At 34.9% G+C, this 4,256-nt stretch carries 3 protein-coding genes; 1 reads left to right on the top strand and 2 read right to left on the bottom strand.

What is annotated here, in order from left to right:
- Positions 1 to 50: 50 nt before the first annotated feature.
- On the top strand, positions 51 to 1,322 hold the full coding sequence (locus WBF61_RS06400) for an AI-2E family transporter (RefSeq protein WP_424254944.1): 1,272 nt from the start codon (positions 51 to 53) through the stop codon (positions 1,320 to 1,322).
- Between the two features lie 132 nt (positions 1,323 to 1,454).
- Here the strand turns inward: WBF61_RS06400 and WBF61_RS06395 are convergent, their stop codons facing one another.
- Together WBF61_RS06395 and WBF61_RS06390 are read right to left on the bottom strand one after the other, a co-directional pair.
- Complete coding sequence (locus tag WBF61_RS06395; protein WP_424254942.1) at positions 1,455 to 3,188, bottom strand: ABC transporter ATP-binding protein; 1,734 nt, start codon at positions 3,186 to 3,188, stop codon at positions 1,455 to 1,457.
- A 209-nt stretch (positions 3,189 to 3,397) separates the two neighbouring features.
- On the bottom strand, positions 3,398 to 3,949 hold the full coding sequence (locus tag WBF61_RS06390; protein WP_424254940.1) for a TetR/AcrR family transcriptional regulator: 552 nt from the start codon (positions 3,947 to 3,949) through the stop codon (positions 3,398 to 3,400).
- Positions 3,950 to 4,256: the final 307 nt, after the last annotated feature.

Below are 4,256 nucleotides of genomic sequence, written 5' to 3'. Positions count from 1 at the left end.
AACGGTTATATGCTAGAATAAAGTAAATTAGTCGTTAAAGAGGTGTACTCATGCAGGAAACAAATGAAAAAATAAAAAAAGCTCATGAAGAGAGACGGTTTATAAATTTTTGGGGTGGAAAAAAATTAATTTTCACTTTAGGTGTGTTAATTTTAGTAGCTGTTCTTATTATGCTGTTTAACCAAGTCTCGTTTATTTTTAAGCCTTTGCAAATTGCTTTTAATACGATTGTCGCTCCTTTAATCCTTGCGGTAGTTTTTTATCACATGTTAGATCCATTAATTTCTTGGATAGAAAAGCGTGGACTCAAAAGAAAATTTGGTACAGCCATTGTTTTTGTAGTTTTCTTAGTCCTATTCGGTTACGGGGTAGTTCTAATAGCTCCTATTTTATCTGAACAAGTCGGCGAATTTGTGTCAGATTTTCCTAATTACGTTGAAACCTTAGAACTGCGTATGAGAGAAATTGTTTCTGGAAGTATGTTTGAAAGTTATTATACTAGTGCGATGAATAGTTTGGATAGAATGATAGGCAACATTCCAACAATTGTATTAGACTGGATTGGGGATTCTTCACAACAAGTCGTGGGTGTTTTTTCTACTATATCTACTGTCGTATCCGTTATCATCACTTTTCCAGTTATTTTATTCTTTATGTTAGCAGATAAAGGTAAATTTAAACCGTTCATGATGAAAATCATTCCCCCTGTTTATCGGGAAGATAGTCAACTGGTTTCTTCTCGTATATCTAATGTCGTTAGATCGTATATTCAAGGAGAAATTTTAGTAGCGCTCAGTTTAGGGATTCTGTTATTTTTAGGCTATTTGATTATCGGGTTAGACTACGCGTTTGTTTTAGCCTTGATCGCTACGGTTACAGCAATCATTCCGTTTATTGGTGCAACAATTGGTGTTATTCCAGCTTTGATTGTAGCTGCTTTTACTTCACCCGCTATGCTCTTGAAAATGGCAATTGTATGGGGAGTCGGTCAATTTATTCAAGGAAATATTATTGAACCAAATATTATGGGGAAAAATCTGAAAATGTATCCACTAACGATTATCATTGTCTTGTTGGTAATGGGAAATCTTTTAGGAATTGTTGGTGTGATTTTGGGTGTACCTCTATTTGCAATGCTTAAGGTGTTATTGGAATATGCACTAGAACAATTTAAAAAACGGTACAATCGGTATTATTCTGAATTAGCTGGACCGTATGAAATTGATCGCGAGATAGCAGGAGATACGGTTCATTATAGTAATGCTGACACGTCTGAAAAAGAATCTTTAGAAAAAACCAGAAAAGAGAATGATGAAAGCTAAAGAAGAAAAAATCGACCTTAACAGAATAACGGTTAAAGATGAGGAAATAAAGTAAAAAGAGCTTGGTTATCAAAACCAAGCTCTTTTTCTATTTTCTTATTTTTGATTGAATTGAGTTTTTCTCATGAGTGGTCACGTCAATTGTTGCTGGGCAAAAGAGTGATAAAGTGGATGAGAGTGAATCAGTTCGTCATGTGTTCCTCGGCCTGTGATGGAGCCGTTCTCTAGAAAGAGGATTTGATCGGCATCAACTATTGTAGATAAACGATGAGCAATAACGAACGTTGTCCTACCTTTCATTAATTTAGCTAAGGCTTTTTGAACAATGATTTCTGATTGACTATCTAGACTTGCCGTTGCTTCATCCATCATTAATATCCTAGGATCTCGTAAAAATGCACGTGCAATTGCGATTCTTTGTCGCTGTCCTCCAGATAATTTTATCCCACGTTCTCCTATTTGGGTATCTAATCCTTTCGGAAATTGTTTAATAAACTGATCTGAATAAGACATTTTAGCTACTTCCCACAAGCGTGTATCGGCTATCTTATCAGAATCGCTTAGACCGTAAGTTAAATTTTCTCGAATAGTTCCAGCCATCATTGAACTTTCTTGGGATACATATCCAATTTGACTTCGCCAAGCTTGCATTGATAGAACGTTGATTGGTAGATCACCAATACATATTTCTCCAGAAGAAGGTTCGTAAAAACGTTCAATTAATCCGAAAATAGTTGTTTTTCCACCACCACTTGGACCAGCTAGTGCAATCATTTCGCCTGGTTTAGCGGAAAAAGAGATGTCGTTGATAATCAGTTCTGTTTCTTCGTATGAAAAAGAGACATTTTTGATATGGATAGTTTGATGAGCAATATTTTTTGAAATCCCGCTTTGACCGTCTTCCAGTGGTTCATCTAGAATGTCTATAATACGTTCAGTTGCACCTTTCGCTTTTTGTAATTCGGTATAGAACAGGGTTAATGTTGTAATGGGAACGATTATTTCAAAAAGGTAGAGTAGAAAGGCTACAAGCGTTCCGGTAGTGATGTCGCCACTAGAAACACGCAGCCCGCCATAAGCAATAATGGCAACAATAACAAACATAATAATAGACTGAATAACAGGTGCAATCAGTGAGTAGATTCGTGCTTCTTTTAACCCAAAATTCATTAAGTTTTTTATTCCTAATAGACCTTTTTTTTCTTCAATTGACTCTGCCGTTGACACTTTCATTAATCGAATGTCACCAAGGGTTTGTTGTGAGTTCCCAGTAAAAAGAGCTGTTTCATCTTGTAACCCTCGTGAGATTTCAGTCATTTGTTTACCTAAAGGAATAATAATTACAAGAATTAAAGGGATAGTAATCAACATAAGTAAAGTCATTTTCCAATCCATAAGTAGCAGCAGGATAATAGAGCCAATAATAGAGAAAATACCAGCGATAGATTGTGGAAAATGTTCAGACACGACAGCTCTCACAATACCAGTATCACTAACGACTCGACTGGCCATTTGACCACTTGAAGTTTTATCAAAAAAGGTAACAGGCAGTCGGATGAGTTTTACCCACATTTTTTCTCTGAGGTCGGCAACAATTTTTTGTCCAACCGCTGCAAGTAAATACATAGACAAGCTGCTAAGAAGGGCTTGTAGAATAAACGTTGCAATAATTAAACTGATGAATGGAATGCTTAATGACGAAAGCGAAAACCCATCGATTAAATTTTTAGTTAACAGTGGGATGGCTAACCCAGCTAAAGTTGTGATAATGGTAGTTAGTAAACCAACTATTAAGGCAGTTTTAGGAACCTTGGTTGAAAATATCAAGGAGATAAAGGGTTTAAGCCCAGTTTTTTTATTCATCATATTTATATAGTTCTCTCCTTAGTGTAGTATGAAAGTCATCTTTTTTGAAAGGCAATTTCATCTATTAATTAGTTACGCTGATCTTTTGGAGCATAGTACAAAATGTAAAAAAACGTGATAGTACTGTTGAGAACAGCTTTTTAACGGCAACAATCGTTCACCAGATAGTAAACTGTTTTTGTAGAATAAGTCATCTAGAGCTTCTTTAATTAAATTGTTTTTCCATTTAGTACACCGTTTTTGAATGTATGCCAAGATAATGTTGGAATATCATTGGGAGCAACTGTTCCACTATATAAAGCTTCCCAAGCTGTAAAAAGAATAGCGTCATACATGTGGAAAACCCATGCATCTGGAATAGTTTGTGAGAGGTATCCCTCTTGACGCAATCGTTTAATTAATTCCTCTAATTCATTGCTTACTTCAGAAAACAGACAAGTTTCAGGATCATGGTGTTTATGGTCTTTATTTTCTTTGATAAGAAGAACATATCCTTTTTCATTTGCACTCGTTTTAATCACCTCTTCTAGCTGGTCGATAGAACGTTCATGATTTTTCTTCGATTTTTTAAAAATGTGTAACGTTCGTTGGATTAATGTTTCGTTGATCTCATGAAAAAGTGTATCCCTATTTTTAAAATTTCTATGAATGGTCATTCTACTCACTCCGGCTGCTGTAGCAATGTCTTCTAATGAAGCCGAACTATCTAAACTTAGCACTTGAATAGCTGTTTCAATGATTGCCTCTTTTGTTTTACTCATATACTCAACTCCTTAGTGTTACATCATAGTAACATAATGAACAAGGAAGTAACAAGCAGGAAATGAGTTATCTATTTTATTTTTTTATTTTAAATGATTATCCAATAAACTGCGTATATACTCCGTTGGTAAAATAACGTATACTTTTGAATAACAACACATATAAAAAGTAGCACACATTTGATTTTATTGGAGGAGTACGTATGAAAAAGATAAGAGTGATTAGTCTTGTTCTTTTGTTTGCTTTGTTTTTTACTGGAATCAAAGAGGTTACAGCTGCTAGTTATGTTCAAGTCCATTTTATAAA

This window comes from Carnobacterium sp., assembly GCF_049673005.1.
GTDB lineage: Bacteria > Bacillota > Bacilli > Lactobacillales > Carnobacteriaceae > Carnobacterium_A.
This window is presented reverse-complemented; position numbering and strand designations above follow the sequence as displayed.